Origin of the sequence: Candidatus Pantoea persica (genome assembly GCF_013753875.1) — a bacterium.
Lineage (GTDB): Bacteria > Pseudomonadota > Gammaproteobacteria > Enterobacterales > Enterobacteriaceae > Pantoea > Pantoea persica.
The window spans coordinates 79,717-97,833 of record NZ_SMDS01000023.1; the positions used below are offsets into that span (position 1 = coordinate 79,717).

Sequence of the window (18,117 nt, forward strand, 5' to 3'; positions counted from 1 at the left end):
CTAGACATAGGCGAGGTTGCCCGACTGCGTGGTCATATTGTCATCGTCGATGCGGCGCCACAGCAGCTTCAGCCACATCCAGAGCGCGTGGCAAGACGATTCAAAAGGGCGTAACGTCATGGTCTAGCGGTGGCTTGCCAGCCAAGCGGGCACGGTTTTGCTGTCGGTGACCAGCACGCTCTGAATGCCCAGCGCGTTTGCCGCCGCGATGTTAGCCGCGTTGTCGTCAAATAAGATCGCCTGATCGGCGCGATAGCCCTCCTGCTGTAGCACATGCTCAAAGATACGCGCCTCGGGCTTGCGTATCCCCAGCTCCTGCGATAGGTAGACGGTGTCCGCCGCGGCCCGCACTTCGGGGTACTGCGTTGGCCAGAACTCCGTGTGCAGCTTGTTGCTATTGGAGAGGATCACCACACGATGGCCGTCGGCGCGCAGCTGGTTCATCAGCGCCAGCGTGTCGGCGCGCGCGCCCATAAAGACCGCCTGCCAGCCCGCCACGAACTGTTCGTAGCTCAGCGCGATATCCAGCTGCTCGCACAGCATCGCCGCAAAGTGCTCGTCGCTGATTTCGCCACGCTCGTGCTGCTCAAACGCCTCATCCATCTGAAAGCGGCTTTGCAGCAGCGCCAGCGGCACGCGACCAAGGTCACTCCAGACGCCCAGCACGCGGTTAAAGTCGATATCAACGATCACATTGCCTAAGTCAAATATGTACAACATGGCGTTACTCCTCTGGTTCCTTGGATCATTCACTCTAGCGGCAAAGATAGGGGCTGAACAGATAACAGGCCGGAGAAAAATGCGTTATGGAAGCTGGCGCATGCGAGGCTACAGCTGGCAGACGGCGGGTCGGACGACGCGATAGCAGGCGTCAGAGAGAGAACGGCGGCGGGAATAAAAAAGCCCCGCTCAGCGGGGCTTTTTCAGAGGGGAAACGTCTTACTTTTTCGGACCGCGCGACGCGCGCTTACGGTCGTTTTCATTCAGGTGACGTTTACGGATACGCACCGACTGCGGTGTAACTTCCACCAGCTCGTCGTCATCGATGAATTCGATGGCCTGTTCCAGAGTCATCTTAACCGGCGGCACCAGGGTGGTCGCTTCATCAGTACCGGACGCACGCATGTTGGTCAGCTTCTTACCGGTCAGGCAGTTCACGGTCAGGTCGTTAGAGCGGCTGTGAATACCGATGATCTGGCCTTCATACACTTCAGCACCGTGGCCCAGGAACAGCTTGCCGCGATCCTGCAGACCGAACAGGGCGAAGGCTACCACTTTACCCTGGCCGTTAGAGATCAGCACGCCGTTCTGACGCTGGCCCACTTCGCCCGGACGGATGTCGTCGTAGTGGCTGAAGGTGGAGTAAAGCAGACCGGTACCAGACGTCATGGTCATGAATTCGTTACGGAAGCCGATCAGACCACGGCTTGGGATAACGTAGTCAAGACGCACGCGGCCTTTGCCATCCGGATCCATGTTTTTCAGATCGCCCTTACGCTCGGCCATGGTTTGCATAACCGCGCCCTGATTGTTCTCTTCGATATCCAGCGTCACGTTTTCGAACGGCTCTTGTTTGCGGCCGTCGATTTCGCGGAAGATAACTTTCGGACGGGATACCGCCAGTTCGAAACCTTCACGCCGCATGTTTTCGATCAGCACCGACAGGTGCAGTTCGCCACGGCCTGAAACGCGGAACGCGTCGGCGTCTTCGGTCTCTTCCACGCGCAGCGCCACGTTGTGCACCAGCTCCTTGTTCAGGCGCTCAAGGATCTGACGCGAGGTCACATACTTGCCTTCCTGACCGCAGAACGGCGAGGTGTTGACGTTGAAGAACATGGTAACAGTCGGCTCGTCGACGCTCAGCACCGGCAGCGCCTGCACATTTTGCGGATCGCAGATGGTGTCAGAGATGTTCAGCTCGCCCAGACCGATGATGGCGACGATATCGCCCGCTTCCGCCAGATCGGTATCGATACGCTCCAGACCCAGGTGGCCCAGCACTTTGCCGACTTTACCATTGCGGGTTTTGCCTTCGCTGTCGATAACCGTAACCTGCTGGTTCGGCTTGATTTTACCGCGCTTGATGCGGCCGATGCCGATCACGCCCAGGTAGTTGTTGTAGTCCAGCTGCGAGATCTGCATCTGCAGCGGCGCCTCGACTTCCACCTGCGGCGGAGAGACGTGATCAACGATCGCCTGGTACAGCGGGGTCATATCTTCAGCCATGTCGGTGTGATAAAGACCGGCGATGCCCTGCAGCGCAGATGCGTAAATGATCGGGAAGTCGAGCTGCTCGTCAGTCGCGTCCAGGTTAACGAACAGGTCGAAGACCTGGTCTACCACCCAGTCAGGACGTGCGCCCGGACGGTCGATTTTATTGATGACGACGATCGGCTTCAAACCGTGGGCAAAGGCTTTCTTGGTCACGAAGCGGGTTTGCGGCATAGGGCCATCCATCGCATCGACAACCAACAGCACCGAATCCACCATGGACATGACGCGCTCTACCTCACCACTGAAGTCAGCGTGTCCCGGGGTATCAACGATGTTGATACGGTAGTCATTCCATTTGATGGCGGTGTTTTTCGCGAGGATGGTAATTCCACGCTCTTTCTCCAAATCATTGGAATCCATCACACGCTCAGTCGCTTCGGTACGCGCGTCAAAGGTACCGGACTGTTGCAGCAGTTTATCAACCAAGGTGGTCTTACCATGGTCAACGTGCGCGATGATGGCGATGTTACGCAAATTTTCGATCACAACTTTGCCTCAGGCATTAGAAAATAGCGCGCTATTGTACACGGATTAAGCGGGATACTGAACACGATCACACTTTTCCACTCAAGTTTATTTATTGCACTGCCGGAAATTTGCGCGAGACGCGGTGCAGCTTATGCACTGAGTTAGTAATATGCACCATTATGATACTTAACAAGAGTGCTAAAGCATCTGTTTGGTGCGTTATCGCCAGACTGATGCAGCCGGCAGGCGTTAAAAGCGTGCACGCAAGGGCGATTTAACCACGTTGAAAAAAGTTGGCACAGAATTCGCCTTATACTTACTCAAGTCAAGCAAAAACAGCAGTTGCACGACGGTTGAAGCGCTTGCCGAGATAGGTTGGTTGGGGATGACGGTCGGACACGACACAACGATGCCAGACGACGCAGCCTCTCACCACGACCATAATGACCATATCCAGGAGAGTTGAGTATGTCCGCTGAACACGTTCTCTTGATGATGAACGAGCACGAAGTTAAGTTTGTGGACCTGCGTTTTACCGATACCAAAGGTAAAGAACAGCACGTTACTATCCCTGCTCACCAAGTTAACGCTGACTTCTTCGAAGAAGGCAAAATGTTTGATGGCTCCTCTATCGGCGGCTGGAAAGGCATTAATGAATCAGACATGGTGCTGATGCCGGACGCCACCACGGCGGTACTGGATCCGTTCTTCGAAGACCTGACGCTGATCATCCGTTGTGACATCCTCGAGCCAGGCACCATGCAGGGCTACGACCGCGACCCGCGTTCCATCGCCAAGCGCGCGGAAGAGTATCTGCGTTCTTCAGGCATCGCGGATACCGTCCTGTTCGGACCGGAGCCGGAATTCTTCCTGTTCGACGACATCCGTTTCGGTTCCTCTACCTCTGGCTCGCACGTCGCGATTGACGACATCGAAGCGGCGTGGAACACCGGTAAAGAGTACGAAAGCGGCAACAAAGGCCACCGTCCTGGCCTGAAAGGCGGCTACTTCCCGGTTCCGCCGGTTGACTCCTCACAGGACATCCGCTCCGCCATGTGTCTGACCATGGAGCAAATGGGCCTGGTTGTTGAAGCGCATCACCACGAAGTGGCGACCGCCGGTCAGAACGAAGTGGCCACCCGCTTCAACACTATGACAAAAAAAGCGGACGAAATTCAGATCTACAAATATGTTGTGCATAACGTCGCGCACGCCTACGGCAAAACTGCGACCTTTATGCCGAAGCCGATGTTCGGCGACAACGGTTCAGGCATGCACTGCCACATGTCGCTCTCTAAAGGCGGCGTTAACCTGTTCGCCGGCGACAAATACTGCGGCCTGTCTGATACCGCACTGTTCTACATCGGCGGCATCATCAAGCGCGCAAAAGCGATCAACGCCCTTACGAACCCGACCACAAACTCTTACAAGCGTCTGGTGCCTGGCTACGAAGCGCCGGTTATGCTGGCTTACTCTGCCCGTAACCGCTCCGCCTCTATCCGTATCCCGGTTGTTGCCAGCCCGAAAGCGCGTCGTATCGAAGCGCGCTTCCCGGACCCGGCTGCGAACCCGTACCTGGCGTTCACCGCCCTGCTGATGGCTGGCCTTGACGGTGTCATCAACAAGATCCACCCGGGCGATGCAATGGATAAGAACCTGTACGATCTGCCGCCGGAAGAAGAAGCGGAGATTCCCAAAGTGGCCGGTTCGCTGGAAGAAGCGCTGAACGCGCTGAACGAAGACCGCGAGTTCCTGACCCGCGGCGGCGTGTTCGCTGACGACGCTATCGACGCCTACATTGAACTGCGCAAAGAGGAAAGCGACCGCGTTCGCATGACGCCGCACCCGGTTGAGTTCGAACTTTACTACAGCGTTTAATCTTTATTCTGCACAGTTCGCGTTGCCGCGCAGAGCGGTAACCGGAGACATCCCTGCCGGGATGAATAAAGGGCTGCTGACGCAGCGGCGACGCGCAAGACGCAGAAGATTTTTTTTGGCGTGGAAACTTTAGCCCATCTACGGATGGGCTTTTTTCGCCGCGAATTCATCGTTCAGCCGCCTGAAATTGGGCGTGGAAGAGTATAATACACTGAATTAGTGCAGAGGAACGCTGTATGGCAACTGGCACCCTGCCCGATGCGGGGCAAATTCTCAACTCCCTGATTAACAGCATTCTGTTGGTGGATGACGAGCTGGTTATTCACTGTGCCAATCCGGCGGCGCAGCAACTGCTGGCGCAAAGCTCACGCAAACTGTTCGGTACGCCGCTGCCCGATTTAACTGGCTATTTTTCGCTGAATATCGACGTGATGCGCGAGAGTCTTGCCGCGGGCCAGGGCTTTACCGACAGCGAGGTAACGCTGGTGGTGGACGGCCGTGCGCACGTGATGGCGCTGACGGCGCAGCGTCTGCCAGACGGCTTTATTCTGCTGGAGATGGCGCCGATGGATAATCAGCGCCGCCTGAGCCAGGAGCAGCTTCAGCATGCGCAGCAGGTTGCGGCGCGCGATCTGGTGCGCGGACTCGCCCACGAAATCAAAAACCCGCTCGGCGGACTACGCGGCGCGGCGCAGCTGCTTTCGCGCGCGCTGCCCGATCCTTCGCTGAACGAATATACCAAAGTGATCATTGAGCAGGCGGACCGCCTGCGTAATTTGTTGGATCGCCTGCTCGGCCCGCAGCAGCCCGGCATGCATATCACGCAAAGCATTCATCAGGTCGCAGAACGCGTGGTGAATCTGGTGTCGATGGAGCTGCCGGAGAACGTCGCGCTGGTGCGCGATTACGATCCCAGCCTACCGGAACTGCCGCTCGACCCCGATCAGATTGAGCAGGTGCTGCTTAACGTGGTGCGTAATGCGCTCCAGGCGCTGGGCGAAGATGGCGGCACCATTGTGCTGCGCACCCGCACCGCCTTTCAGCTGACGCTGCACGGCACGCGCTACCGGCTGGTGGCGCGCATCGACGTTGAAGATGACGGTCCGGGCATCCCGGCCCATCTGCAGGACACGCTGTTCTATCCAATGGTCAGCGGGCGCGAAGGCGGCACCGGACTGGGCCTCTCTATCGCCCGCAGCCTGATCGATCAGCATTCAGGAAAAATTGAGTTTAACAGTTGGCCTGGATACACCGAATTCTCGGTTTATCTGCCTATTCGCCAGTGAGATTTCTATGCAACGAGGGATAGTCTGGATCGTCGATGACGATAGCTCCATCCGCTGGGTGCTTGAACGCGCGCTCACTGGAGCCGGTTTAAGCTGTGCCACCTTTGACAGCGCCAGCGAGGTGCTGGATGCGCTCTCGTCCAAAACCCCAGACGTTTTATTGTCAGATATTCGCATGCCGGGCATGGACGGGCTGGCGCTGCTGAAACAGATTAAACAGTGTCATCCGATGCTCCCGGTCATCATAATGACGGCGCACTCCGATCTGGACGCGGCGGTGAGCGCCTATCAGCAAGGGGCGTTCGACTACCTGCCGAAGCCTTTCGATATTGATGAGGCGGTGGCGTTGGTTGAACGCGCCATCAGCCACTATCAGGAGCAGCAGCAGCCGCGCAATCAGCCGGTCAGCGGGCCGACCACCGATATCATCGGCGAAGCGCCGGCGATGCAGGATGTTTTCCGCATTATCGGCCGCCTGTCGCGCTCGTCGATCAGCGTGTTGATCAACGGCGAGTCGGGCACCGGAAAAGAGCTGGTGGCGCATGCGCTGCATCGCCATAGCCCGCGCGCCAAGGCGCCGTTTATCGCGCTGAATATGGCGGCGATACCGAAAGATTTGATTGAGTCAGAGCTGTTCGGCCACGAGAAAGGCGCGTTTACCGGCGCCAATCAGATTCGCCAGGGCCGCTTCGAGCAGGCGGACGGCGGCACCCTGTTTCTGGATGAGATTGGCGATATGCCGCTAGACGTGCAGACGCGCCTGCTGCGCGTGCTGGCCGACGGCCAATTCTACCGCGTTGGCGGCTATGCGCCGGTGAAAGTGGACGTGCGTATTATCGCCGCCACCCACCAGAACCTGGAGCTGCGGGTGCAGGAGGGCAAGTTCCGTGAGGATCTGTTCCATCGCCTGAACGTGATCCGCGTCCATCTGCCGCCGCTGCGCGAGCGCCGCGAGGATATTCCGCGCCTAGCGCGCTATTTCCTGCAGGTGGCAGCGCGCGAGCTGGGCGTCGAGGCGAAGATCCTGCATCCGGAAACCGAGGCGGCGCTGACGCGTCTGCACTGGTCCGGCAACGTTCGCCAGCTGGAGAACACCTGCCGCTGGCTGACGGTGATGGCGGCCGGTCAGGAGGTGCTGATCCAGGATCTGCCGCCCGAGCTGTTTGAGTCCAGCACGCCGGAGAACCCGGTGCAGTCGCTGCCGGACAGCTGGGCGACGCTGCTGGCGCAGTGGGCCGACCGCGCGCTGCGTTCCGGTCATCAAAACCTGTTGTCCGAAGCGCAGCCGGAAATGGAGCGCACCCTGCTGACCACGGCGCTGCGCCATACGCAGGGACACAAGCAGGAAGCGGCCAGGCTGCTGGGCTGGGGGCGCAATACCCTCACCCGCAAGCTGAAAGAGTTAGGCATGGAGTAGCGCCACGCAGAGTAAGGCGACGGTTGTCCCGTTTTTTCGCCTTGCCCCGCTTTACACACCGAAGCCGTTCAGTATCATACCGGCGGCTGTGGGGAAATGAAGCAATGTTTGAATCCTTCCTTCACATGATGTCGCACAACGTCGCCGCCATTGGCAGCGCCGCCGGCCATTCGCCGCAGGCACTCTTCGCCGCCGCGCTGTGCGCCATTATAGTCAATCTGTTTAACTAATTGCTGTGCCGGCAAGCGGATAATGGCGCGCTGTTGTCGCATCTGCCTTAAATCACGCGGGAAAACTGCTGCTGGCGCGCCTTTTTCCGCAGGTAGATATCAAAGCACATGCAGATGTTGCGGATCAGCAACCGGCCCGCGCCGGTGACCTGTAATCCTTCAGCACGCCGCACCACCAACCTATCCTCAATAATCAGCGGCTGCAACAGCGCCAGATCCTCGGCAAAGTAGTCGCTGAAGCGTATCGCGTACTGCGCTTCGACGGCGCGAAAATCGAGCGCGAAGTTGCAGATTAACGTCTTGATCACATCGCGGCGCAGGCAATCGTCGTCGGTTAACGCCACGCCACAGCGCCTCTCCGCGCGTCGCCACCGCGTCATACCAGCGGTTTAGAGCCTTTTCATTCTGCGCGTAGCTGTCGGCAATCATGCTGATGGCGGAGACGCCCAGCCCCAGCAGATCGCTATCGCCCTGCGTAGTATAGCCCTGAAAGTTGCGGTGCAGCAGACCGGCGCGTTTCGCCTGCGCCAGCTTATCCTGCGGCTTCGCAAAGTGGTCCATGCCGATAAAGTCATAGCCCTGCTGCGTCAGCGTGGCGATGGTCTGCTGCTGGAGCGTCAGCTTTTGCTGCGCCAAGGGCAGCTCCTGCTCTTTAATTTTGCGCTGCGCCGCAAACCGCGTGGGCAGATGCGCGTAGTTGAAGACGCTCAGGCGGTCCGGATTCAGAATCACGCGCTGAAGCGTCCAGGCGAAGCTCTCCGGCGTTTACAGCGGCAGACCGTAAATCAGATCGATGCTGGTGGAGTGAAAACCCTGCTCGCGCGCCCGCGCCATCAGCGTAAAGATCGCTTCTTCATCCTGCACGCGGTTAACGCGCTCCTGCGCCGCCTTGCTGAAGTCCTGCACACCCATGCTCAGCCGGTTGAAGCCGAGCTGGCGCAGATGGGTGATGGTATCGGACGCGATTTCGCGCGGATCGACCTCAATCGACATTTCCAGATCGTCCGCCAAGCTGAAGTGCTCTCTCAGCAGCGCCACCAGCCGGGAGAGCTGATCGTGGTTGAGAAAGGTCGACGTGCCGCCGCCCCAGTTCAGCTGCGTGACGCGGCGCTGACGAAACAGCGGCGCGCGGTAGTGTATCTCCTGCGCCAGCGCGTCTAGGTAGTGATCGGCTTTATGCAGCTGGCACTTCACTACCTTGTTTCAGCCGCAGAAGTAGCAGAGCTATGGCAGAACGGGATATACACGTAGAGCGACAGCGGACGATCGGGATAGCGCGCAACGGCGCGCTAAAAGTCCGCCTCGCCGTAAGCCTCGCTAAACTCCAGCGCGGTAGGATAAAGAGGTATAGCACGGACCGGCGTAGTTATACTTTTCAATGAGCCGCTGGTCCCAAGAGACGGGTTGCAAAGACATGCTTACTCCTTCCGGTGACGTCTGAGAGAAAGTCGCGATGCAGAAGAGAGGAGAGGTGAACGGGACTGAACCCGACGTAAACGTGACTTCAGACGCGACAGGCGGCGTAGTTTAGCCAATAACCAGAGGAGATAACATGTCAGCAGCAGCGCTAAAATTGATCCAGGCCAAAACATAACGATTTACCTGTCTGGCGTGACATGCGCCGTCGCGCATGCCGATCGAAGACTCAGTTGCCTTTCAGCAGGCGATACATATCTTCTTCCGCTTGCTCATCGTCCGCCTCGTCATCCATGTCGATGCCAAGCTGCTCCATCAGTTCGTCGATGCGATCCAGGGTTTCATCCAGCTAGGCCTGCTCTTCCGCCGACAGCGTTTCGCCGCTCTCTATAGCGATCCAGCAGCGCATCCAGCCGCTCGCTGTTTTCCAGCTGCGCCAGCTCCTCTTCCGGGCTGAAGCGCACCTTTTCCACCGCAGGCTTCGCCGCTTTTTTCTCCGGCTTGCTGACCGGTGCGCTCTCGGCCACCAGCGGAATCGGTTTTTTACTGCCGATACGCGAATCTTTGGCCAGTTTGCCCTAGCCCGACTTTGCCGTCTGCGTCTCCGGATTGGCGTAGTTGCCGGCCGCGTTGCCGCGATGCTTTTTATCGCGCGCGGCCTGTTTAAGATCTTCGCGCAATTGACGTTTTGCTTTGGCTACGGGTTTACCCTGCGCGCCGCGTACAGGTTGCTTAATTACAGTCGGTCTGGATGTTTTTTAATCAGTATATACCCGTAACCTTTGACGCTGCTTTTTTGTCGGCGATGCGCACCTGCCAGCAAGTCTCGCGTTGACAGGGGCGCCGGATAACAAAGGGTACAGAATTGCGGCGAAATCTAGCAGAAAGCGAGCAAAGAAAAAAGGCGACAGCTTAATGCTGTCGCCTTTTTTCGCACCTTCCTAGGAAGGAATCATCTTTTTAATCCGTTTTGGCTCACAACGTCCCGGTCAATCCCGCGCCTGCTCAACTCCTGAGCGAATCCTTGTCCTTTTCCGGCCGCTTCCCCTGGCCATTTCCTCTCCACTGCTCGCGATTATCCCAAAGCTCCTGAGCACATCATCCTGATGGGTGCTGCCCTACACTGCCCAATATTATAGACCAATAGACGAAAGCCACAACCTGACCGCAGCCTCTTTTGCACACTTTCGCGCCTTAATTTTATTAAATATTTTAATTTTAGTGATTTTATTTTTTTTGGTTTTGCTATAAAAACTATGATAATTGGCAGAATTTATGGTCAATCTCTTACAAAATAACGGCGATCGACGCGGCCGGGCACTTTTGCGCCATAACGCGTATAATCAGCGCCAATGCCCGCCTTTGTTTCTGGAGTTTAACTTTGTCTGCACTGAACTATCACGCTACCCATTTTATTCTAAGCGCCCCGGATATTCGCCATCTGCTTGCGGATACCGGTATTGAAGTCGCCTTTGCCGGACGTTCTAACGCGGGCAAATCGAGCGCGCTGAACACGCTGACCAACCAAAAAAGCCTAGCGCGCACCAGTAAAACGCCAGGGCGCACGCAGCTTATCAACCTGTTTGAAGTGACTGACGGCAAGCGCCTGGTCGATTTGCCCGGCTACGGCTATGCCGAAGTGCCGGAAGAGATTAAGCGTAAATGGCAGCGCGCGCTGGGCGAATACCTGCAAAAGCGCGAAGCACTGAAAGGGCTAGTGGTATTGATGGATATTCGCCATCCGCTTAAAGATCTCGATCAGCAGATGATCCAGTGGGCGGTAGAGAGCCAGATCCAGGTGATGGTGCTGCTGACCAAAGCGGATAAGCTCGCTTCTGGTGCGCGCAAGGCGCAGCTCAATATGGTGCGCGAAGCCTCGCTGGCCTTTATGGGGGATGTGCAGGTAGAGATCTTCTCATCTCTGAAAAAGATGGGCGTCGATAAGCTGCGTCAAAAACTGGATCTCTGGTTCGACGAGCTGGAGCCTGCTCAAGCGGCTGCGCCCGAGGCGTAAAAGGCGCCAGTTTGTCGGCAAAAATCCAATAAAAAACGCCCCAGTCATATAATGACTTGGGCGGCTAATATTCAGCCAAATCCGATTACGTGAAGTAAAAGGTCTAAAAGATAGAACATCTTACCTCTGTACACTACGCCTCGAACTTTACCTGATTTTTTCTGACGCACAGAGGGTTTTTTGTGGTTAATTTTCAGAAAACTGCACGATTTTTCATGTATTCATCACAAAAAATGCCTTTGCCTGTAGTTTAATTACTAAAAAATGCTTAGCCGAGAGGCAGTTAGAAACTGCCACAAATTTGTTGTTCAGCTGAATCGGTTAAACAGACCGTTTTCTTATGTCGCACGCCAGGCCGACAGCGTTAATCGCCTGTCGACCTGCGCAGCGGCTATCAGTGCGCCTGATCCCAGTTATCACCAACGCCGACCTCAACCTGCAGCGGCACGTCCAGCTTCATGCTGCCCTCCATTAGTGCGCGGATCTGCTGGCTGGCGGCTTCGACGGCGTCGCCCGCCACCTCAAACACCAGTTCATCGTGCACCTGCATGATCATTCTGACCTGCGGCGTTGGCTGCTGTTGCAGCCACTCATCCACCGCGATCATGGCGCGCTTGATAATGTCCGCCGCCGTTCCCTGCATCGGCGCATTGATCGCCGCACGCTCGGCGGCCTTGCGGCGCATGGCGTTGCTGGATTTGATGTCCGGCAGCCACAGGCGGCGTCCGTCGAGAGTTTCGACATAGCCTTTGCTGGCCGCCAGCTGACGCGTGTTTTCCATATAGCGCAGCACGCCAGGATAGCGCTCAAAGTAGAGACCCATATACTTTTTCGCTTCGCCGGCGCCGATATTGAGCTGGCGCGACAGGCCAAACGCGCTCATGCCGTAAATCAGACCGAAGTTGATCGCCTTCGCGCTGCGGCGCTGCTCGCTGCTCACTTTGCTCAGCGCAACGCCGAAGACTTCCGCAGCGGTGGCGCGGTGAATATCCTCACCGTGGGCAAAAGCGTCCAGCAGCCCCTTGTCCTGCGACAGGTGCGCCATAATGCGCAGCTCAATCTGCGAGTAGTCCGCCGCCACGATGCGGTTGCCTTCGCCCGCAATAAACGCCTGACGTATGCGGCGCCCCTCTTCGTTGCGCACCGGAATGTTTTGCAGGTTCGGATCGGTTGATGAGAGTCGCCCGGTCGCGGTGACTGCCTGGTGATAGGAGGTATGTACGCGCCCCGTCAGCGGGTTAATCATCTGTGGCAGTTTATCGGTATAGGTAGTCTTTAGCTTCAACAGGCCACGATGCTCCAGAATGACCTTGGGCAGCGAATAGTCGAGCGCCAGCTCCGCCAGCACCTCTTCGCTGGTCGAAGGCGCGCCGCCCTGCGTTTTTTTGGTGGGCTTGATGCCCTGCTTTTCAAACAGGATGATTTGCAGCTGTTTGGGAGAGGAGAGGTTAAAGGGTTCGCCCGCTAGCTCGTGCGCTTGCTGTTCCAGCTCTGCCAGTCGCAGCGTCAGCTCCTTCGAGTGCTGCGCCAGAATGCCCTGATCGATCAGCACGCCGTTGCGCTCGACGCGAGAAATTACCGTCAGCAGTGACATCTCGATTTCTTCAAAGACCTTCTTCGGTCCGACCTCGTTTTCCAGCTCTGCCCACATTTTCAGATGCAGCTGAAGCGTAACGTCGGCGTCTTCCGCCGCATAGTGCGCCGCCTGCTCCAGCGCAATCTGGTTAAAGGTCAGCTGATTTTTGCCCTTGCCGGCAATCTCTTCAAAGGTCACCGTCTTGTGATTCAGCCAGCGCGCTGCCAGGCTGTCCATATCATGCTTGCCGACCACGCTGTTCAGCATATAGGACTCCAGCATGGTGTCGAACTGGATGCCGCCCAGCTCGATGTCGTAGTTTTTCAGAACGCCGCGGTCGTACTTCAGGTTTTGCCCCACCTTCTTCGCGCTGTGGTCCTCAAGGAGCGGCTTGAGCTGCGCCAGCACCGCGCTGCGACCCAGCTGTGGCGGCGCATCCAGGTAATCATGGGCGACCGGCAAATAGGCCGCTTCGCCCGGCGCGACGGCAAAGGCGATGCCGATGATATTGGCGCTGAGCGTATCGAGCGAATCCGTTTCCAGATCGAAGGCGAACAGGCCGCTTTTTTTCAACTTCTCCAGCCACGTCTCAAACGTGGCCTGATCGAGGATAGTGACATAGCCGTCTGAGGCGAGAATGCTGGTCGCTTCCGGCTGCGGTGGCGCCTCTTCCGTCAGCGGCGCCTGCTGCGCTTTCAGATTACTCTTTTTGCCCTGCAGCCATTTACCGTCCTGCAGATCGCTCAGCCAGTGTTTGAATTCATAGCGGCCGAGAAGTGTCTGGAGCGCTGCGAAATCCGGCTCGGCGACCGTCAGCTCGCTGCAGGTCAGCTTCAGCTCGACGTCGGTTTTGATGGTGGCGAGCTTATAGGAGAGAAAGGCGACGTCGCGGTTCTGCTCCAGCTTCGCCGCCATGGTTTTCGCGCCGCGGAAGGAGAGATCCGCCACCTTATCCAGGTTGTAATAGATCGCCTGCATGCCGCCAAGGCCCTGCAACAGCGCCTGCGCGGTCTTTTCGCCTACTCCCGGTACGCCTGGAATGTTGTCTGAGCTGTCGCCCATCATCGCCAGAAAATCGATGATCAGCGCGGGCGGCACGCCAAATTTTTGCTCGACCTCTTCCGGGCCGAGGATGGTATTGGTCATGGTGTTGATCAGGGTGATATTAGGCGTGACCAGCTGCGCCATATCTTTGTCGCCGGTGCTAATAAGCACGGCGCGCCCCTCTTTTTCCGCTTGCAGCGCCAGCGTACCGATAACGTCGTCCGCCTCGACGCCGCTTATCGCCAGCAGCGGCAGTCCCATCGCCTTGACTATCTCATGCAAAGGTGCGGTCTGCGCGCGCAGATCGTCAGGCATAGGCGGACGGTGCGATTTGTAATCTTCGAACAGCTCGTCCCTGAAGGTTTTGCCTTTGGCATCAAACACCACGGCAACATGGCTTGGGTTATATTGCGCCAACTGACTTTTCAGCATATTGAGCACGCCATACATGGCGCCGGTAGGCTCTCCCGCGCTGTTGGTGAGCGGCGGAAACGCATGATAAGCACGGTAAAGGTAGGATGAGCCATCAACCAGAATCAGGGGATTTTCTGCAATTTGCGCCATAAGTCTATGTAATCTTCGTTTCCAGGGATTGAACTATAAGGATGCCACAGCTTGAGCAGAATGTTGAATGCGGGTGGGTGGAACGGCCATTATTTGCTGCGGACGCGGCGCGGATCGTAAGGATCTTTCTGTGGATAACTTTGTGCGCAAAATTCATAACGCCTTACGTCTTTCACCATAAAATGCCGAAGAAAAATATAAAAATTATCTAATTCATTAAGTTATATTATTACCGCAACTGGGAAGGGCTTTCTGCACAGGCAGAGGCTTATGTGGATATTAAATCAAACGCGCAGCAAACAGGCTGTTTTGGGGAATAATAAAGAGTAAAAAAAAACGCCGGCATCGCCGGCGCTCACAGAAGATCTGACGCGCTTATTTCTGGCTTACCAGAAATTTTACGATGTTCGCGTATTCCGCAACGAAGTTGTCCATCGAGCTGGTGTCGAGACCGCCGTTGTTGATCATATATTTGCCGTTAACGAACATCGCCGGCACGCCGCGCAGATCGACATCTGACGCTGCTTTTTCCTGCTGCACCACCATCGCTTTCACTGCAAAGCTTTTCCAGGCCGCGTCATACTCCGCCGGGGAGATACCGGCCGCCGCGGTAAATGCCGATTTCAGGCTGGCGGCATCCGTAATGGTCTGGGTTTTCTGAATGCCGTCGAAAAGCGGCGCAGTGATTTTGTCTTCAACGCCCAGCGCCATCGCGACAGCCCAGGCGTGCGTTAACACTGGACCAAAATCGCCGCCGAGGAAATCAACGTGGTATTTGGTGAATCTGGTATCCGCAGGCAGATTTTTCTTCACAGTCTCGCTGACGTGATAAATACGTTCAAACTGGTAGCAGTGCGGGCAAAAGAAGGAGAAGAACTCCAGCACTTGCGGTTCGCCGGCAACCGGCTTTGGCAGGCTGACATATTGCTGACCATCGGTAAACTGGGCAGCAGAGGCGCTGAAAGCCAGCACTAAACCAACCAGTGCAAACCAAATCTTTTTCATTGTGAAAAATGATCCTGACTTCTCTATTTAAAATAGCGGGGCCAGCTGCAGCGGAGGTTCCTGCAATAGCTTCTCCTGCTCGGTAAATTGCGAAATCTGCCTGCGCCAGAAATCTTCATCAGTCATCTAGGGGAATGCGCCAGGAAATGCCGGATCCTGCCAGCGGCGCGCCACCCAGGCGAGATAATAAACCATGCGCATCGCGCGTAAAGGCTCAATCAGTGACAATTCATTAATATCTAAGTCGCTGAACTCGCTGTACGCCTCCAGCAAAATATCTCACTGGATGCGCTGCTCCTGCCGATCGCCGTTGATCAACATCCAGAGATCCTGCACCGCGGGTCCGTTACGCGCATAGTCGAATCGACAAATAGCGGACCGTCGCGCCACAGGATATTACCAGGATGGCAGTCGCGATGCCAGCGCTGCAGCAGCTCGGCGCCCAGTTTATCCAGCGACTGCATCAGCGCGGCGGGCACCAGATCGTTGCTGGCCAGCTCAGCGCACGGCTGGTGCAGATACTCCTCAAGATCGATTGTCGGGCGATGCTGAAAGCGCTGCTTACGCCCGGTCTGGTGTACGCTTCCCAGGAAACGGCCCACGCCTTCCAGCTACTCGTCGCTGTCTGTCTCATATTGACGATCGCCGAGGCTGGGAAAGACGGTGAACAGGAAGCCCGCATGGCTATGCAGCGTTGTTCCCTGTAGGGCAAGCGGCGCGGAAACCGGCACTTCATCAGCCTGCAAATCGAGCGTGAACTGATGTTCCTCTTCGATTTGCGCCGCGTCCCAGCGTTGTGGGCGACAAAACTTCACCACGTAACGGCACCGTTCATCATAGCTGAACTGGTAGACGCGGTTTTCATAGCTGTTAAGCGCGGTTAATCCAGACTCAACCTGAATTCCGGTCTCCCACAGCGCATCAAGGATGGCGTCAGGATTGAGCATCCGGAAGTTAAAAGCGGCATCCATGGAGTTACCTGTTTTGTCTTTTACTGAGAGCCGGCAAGCATAACATCACTCCTCATCCCGAATCACACCATGCGCACGTAGCAACGCCGTTTTAAAATCCGTTTCATAATCTTTTTGGTGACCGGGGATTTCCGCATGCTTGTCGGCGTCGCGCATTTTCAGATGGTAAATCAAGACGTCATCGGTTAATTCACTTAATGGGCCACCGAAACCAGATTCCTGCGCCAGTTTCTGTAAGAGAGGATACGCTGCTTGACTATCCTGGCCCGATGGAGGGCATGCTGAGCGCCCTGCTCGTCGCCGAAAAGGAATGGGTGGCCTTTTGCTCTTGTGATATGCCGTTAATCCCTGAGGACTATATTCAGCAGCTGTGGCAGCAAAAGAAGCGCGCGCCTGCGGTCTGGGCGCGTTCAAGCGAGCACGACCATCCGGCGCCGGCTTTGGTGAACCGTCAGCTCGCTGAACCACTTGCGGCTTATCTGGCGCAGGGAGAGCGGCGTTTGATGCAGTTTTTACGGGAACAGGGTGGCCATGCGATTACGCTGACGCAGGATGAGGCGGCTTTTCGCAATATGAATACGCTGGACGATTTACAGGAGGCGCGCTAAATGACTCGGCTTTTACTGGCTATCGCGGCATGGAGCGGAACAGGAAAAACGACGCTGCTGCAGCAAATAATCCCGCGACTGAAAGCGGCGGGCGTTCATCCGGGCCTGATTAAACATACGCATCACCAGATGGAGATCGACACACCGGGAAAAGACAGCGATCTGCTGCGCAAAGCGGGCGCCGATCAGGTTATCGTCGCCAGCACGCAGCGTTGGGCGCTGATGTGCAAAACGCCGCAAAGCGACGAGCTAAATTTGCACTATCTGGTTAGCCGGATGGATCCCGCTTCGCTGGATATCGTGTTGGTTGAGGGGTTCAAACATGAGCCTGTGCCAAAAATTATCCTGTGGCGCGCAGGCATGAAAGATGATGTTTTGCCGCTGCTGGATGAACATGTGGTGTCGGTGGCCAGCGATTTCAGAGTGGATGTTGCCCAGTCTTGGCTCGATCTGAATCAGCCTGACATGATTGTTTCTTTTATTACTGCATGGCTGGAAAAGCAGGGTAAAGAGTGAAGGATAGTGTGGGAGAGTCGGGCCTTACCGGCAGAGTAGTAGTAGTTATAAGCTGGAGAGGTTAGCGCCTGAAGGCTCTGGGGACTGGGCTTCTTTAGCAGAACGATCGTACGCCGGCGGGATCGCCAGCGTTTTTGCCAGAACGCGGACGTAAAAAAGCCCCTGCGTCAGCAGGGGGCTTTTTCGGGTTGGATGCCTGACAGTTTCCTACTCTCGCATGGGGAGGCCCCGCACTACCATCGGCGCTACGGCGTTTCACTTCTGAGTTCGGCATAGGGTCAAGTGGGACCGCCGCGCTAAGGCCGCCAGGCAAATCCTTTTGCTCCGCGCCGCCCGCCGGGCCGCGCAGATCTGTCCGTCACAAGCTGAAAATATCGCGTCTCGCAAAACGCCTCTGGCGTTGTAAGGTTAAGCCTCACGGGTCATTGTACGCTTAGTCGCTTAACCTCACAACCCACAGGCGTCTTGCGACGCTGCGGATGTGAAAATTTGAAAGACTCAAACACATCGCTATCTCAATCCTGTTGCGGGGAATGAACGCGACGTGTCGTTTCAGTTTTCAGCTTGTTCCGGATTGTTAAAGAGCAATATCTCAAACGTGCCCCTGAGGCCAGTTTTGAGATACTTCGTGGAGACACCTTTCACCTGTCACCAAGCAAGTGGCGTCCCCTAGGGGATTCGAACCCCTGTTACCGCCGTGAAAGGGCGGTGTCCTCCTCTCTAGACGAAGGGGACACGTAAACGCGTCGCGGCTTCGCAAGCCGTTTTGCTCATTACTTTCTATCAGACAATCTGTGTGAGCACTTCGAAGGCAGAATCCAGGTTAAGGAGGTGATCCAACCACAGGTTC

The 18,117-nt window shown here is 56.4% G+C and carries 12 protein-coding genes, 1 tRNA gene, 1 rRNA gene and 4 pseudogenes; 7 read left to right on the plus strand and 11 right to left on the minus strand.

The window, feature by feature from the left end; all coding sequences use genetic code 11:
- Positions 1-123 precede the first annotated feature (123 nt).
- Together yihX and typA are read right to left on the minus strand one after the other, a co-directional pair.
- On the minus strand, positions 124-720 hold the full coding sequence (gene yihX / locus EIO60_RS15865; RefSeq protein WP_258577368.1) for a glucose-1-phosphatase: 597 nt from the start codon (positions 718-720) through the stop codon (positions 124-126).
- A gap of 219 nt (positions 721-939) precedes the next feature.
- Positions 940-2,760 carry a ribosome-dependent GTPase TypA gene (gene typA, locus EIO60_RS15870; protein ID WP_258577369.1) on the minus strand — a complete coding sequence of 607 codons (1,821 nt, stop codon included), beginning with the start codon at positions 2,758-2,760 and terminating at the stop codon, positions 940-942.
- A 450-nt stretch (positions 2,761-3,210) separates the two neighbouring features.
- Between typA and glnA the strand changes: the two genes are divergently transcribed.
- The 4 genes from glnA (at position 3,211) to EIO60_RS15890 (ending at position 7,553) form a co-directional block, all read left to right on the plus strand.
- Positions 3,211-4,620, plus strand: coding sequence for a glutamate--ammonia ligase (glnA, locus tag EIO60_RS15875; protein ID WP_258577370.1), 1,410 nt, complete (start codon positions 3,211-3,213; stop codon positions 4,618-4,620).
- 236 nt (positions 4,621-4,856) lie between these two features.
- Positions 4,857-5,906 carry a nitrogen regulation protein NR(II) gene (gene glnL / locus EIO60_RS15880; RefSeq protein ID WP_258577371.1) on the plus strand — a complete coding sequence of 350 codons (1,050 nt, stop codon included), beginning with the start codon at positions 4,857-4,859 and terminating at the stop codon, positions 5,904-5,906.
- Positions 5,907-5,913: 7 nt separating this feature from the next.
- The gene (glnG, locus tag EIO60_RS15885) at positions 5,914-7,323 is read left to right on the plus strand and encodes a nitrogen regulation protein NR(I) (RefSeq protein WP_258577372.1); all 1,410 of its coding nucleotides are present in this window, start codon (positions 5,914-5,916) and stop codon (positions 7,321-7,323) included.
- A 104-nt stretch (positions 7,324-7,427) separates the two neighbouring features.
- Positions 7,428-7,553: a YshB family small membrane protein gene (locus tag EIO60_RS15890; RefSeq protein WP_258577373.1), complete on the plus strand. Its 126-nt coding sequence runs from the start codon at positions 7,428-7,430 to the stop codon at positions 7,551-7,553.
- Between the two features lie 47 nt (positions 7,554-7,600).
- Here EIO60_RS15890 and hemN read toward each other — a convergent pair.
- Both hemN and yihI read right to left on the minus strand, forming a co-directional pair.
- Positions 7,601-8,969: pseudogene (gene hemN, locus EIO60_RS15895) on the minus strand (oxygen-independent coproporphyrinogen III oxidase).
- Positions 8,970-9,198: 229 nt separating this feature from the next.
- Positions 9,199-9,706, minus strand: a pseudogene (gene yihI / locus EIO60_RS15900) (Der GTPase-activating protein YihI).
- 644 nt (positions 9,707-10,350) lie between these two features.
- On the opposite strand from yihI, the gene yihA reads away from it, so the two are divergent.
- Positions 10,351-10,983 carry a ribosome biogenesis GTP-binding protein YihA/YsxC gene (gene yihA / locus EIO60_RS15905; RefSeq protein ID WP_258577374.1) on the plus strand — a complete coding sequence of 211 codons (633 nt, stop codon included), beginning with the start codon at positions 10,351-10,353 and terminating at the stop codon, positions 10,981-10,983.
- A gap of 71 nt (positions 10,984-11,054) precedes the next feature.
- On the opposite strand, the gene spfP is transcribed toward yihA, so the two are convergent.
- The 5 genes and pseudogenes from spfP to EIO60_RS15925 all read right to left on the minus strand — a co-directional run.
- Positions 11,055-11,102, minus strand: coding sequence for a small protein SpfP (gene spfP / locus EIO60_RS17190; RefSeq protein ID WP_445082602.1), 48 nt, complete (start codon positions 11,100-11,102; stop codon positions 11,055-11,057).
- 275 nt (positions 11,103-11,377) lie between these two features.
- Positions 11,378-14,167 carry a DNA polymerase I gene (gene polA, locus EIO60_RS15910; protein WP_258577375.1) on the minus strand — a complete coding sequence of 930 codons (2,790 nt, stop codon included), beginning with the start codon at positions 14,165-14,167 and terminating at the stop codon, positions 11,378-11,380.
- A 375-nt stretch (positions 14,168-14,542) separates the two neighbouring features.
- Positions 14,543-15,172: a thiol:disulfide interchange protein DsbA gene (gene dsbA / locus EIO60_RS15915; RefSeq protein ID WP_258577376.1), complete on the minus strand. Its 630-nt coding sequence runs from the start codon at positions 15,170-15,172 to the stop codon at positions 14,543-14,545.
- 27 nt (positions 15,173-15,199) lie between these two features.
- A pseudogene (locus tag EIO60_RS15920) lies at positions 15,200-16,143 on the minus strand (serine/threonine protein kinase).
- A gap of 45 nt (positions 16,144-16,188) precedes the next feature.
- Positions 16,189-16,380, minus strand: a pseudogene (locus tag EIO60_RS15925) (DUF1040 family protein); the annotation flags it as partial.
- Positions 16,381-16,412: 32 nt separating this feature from the next.
- On the opposite strand from EIO60_RS15925, the gene EIO60_RS15930 reads away from it, so the two are divergent.
- Entirely contained in the window at positions 16,413-16,751 is a 339-nt protein-coding gene (locus EIO60_RS15930; RefSeq protein ID WP_258577377.1) for an NTP transferase domain-containing protein, read from the plus strand.
- Complete coding sequence (mobB, locus tag EIO60_RS15935) at positions 16,752-17,267, plus strand: molybdopterin-guanine dinucleotide biosynthesis protein MobB (RefSeq protein ID WP_258577378.1); 516 nt, start codon at positions 16,752-16,754, stop codon at positions 17,265-17,267.
- Positions 17,268-17,461: 194 nt separating this feature from the next.
- On the opposite strand, the gene rrf is transcribed toward mobB, so the two are convergent.
- Positions 17,462-17,577, minus strand: a 5S ribosomal RNA gene (rrf, locus tag EIO60_RS15940).
- Positions 17,578-17,927: 350 nt separating this feature from the next.
- Positions 17,928-18,002, minus strand: a tRNA-Glu gene (locus EIO60_RS15945).
- Between the last annotated feature and the right edge of the window lie 115 nt (positions 18,003-18,117).